This window comes from Leifsonia sp. HAY1-4F (assembly GCF_056755275.1).
Genome location: NZ_JBNDHX010000637.1, coordinates 1 through 236 on the forward strand (window position 1 = coordinate 1; position 236 = coordinate 236).

The 236-nt window shown below is 58.1% G+C and carries 1 pseudogene; it reads right to left on the bottom strand.

What is annotated here, in order from left to right:
* Nucleotides 1–212, bottom strand: a pseudogene (locus ACPYOG_RS20795) (ubiquinone-dependent pyruvate dehydrogenase); the annotation flags it as partial.
* Nucleotides 213–236 lie beyond the last annotated feature (24 nt).

Below are 236 nucleotides of genomic sequence, written 5' to 3' on the forward strand. Positions count from 1 at the left end.
TTCACATACCGCTTCTTGCAGAAGTCGAGATACGACGTGTTCGGGTTGGCCTCGACCAACGGAAGAACGGCCTCGATCGTCGACTTGACGTCGCCGACAAGGGCGAGGTCGAGGGGGACACGGCGCCCGAGATTTTCCGGTCGCAGATCTACCTGGACGACCTTGGCATGTGAGGGGAAGAACTGACGATAGGGAAAGTCGGTACCCAGCATGACGAGCGTATCGCAATCCTGCAT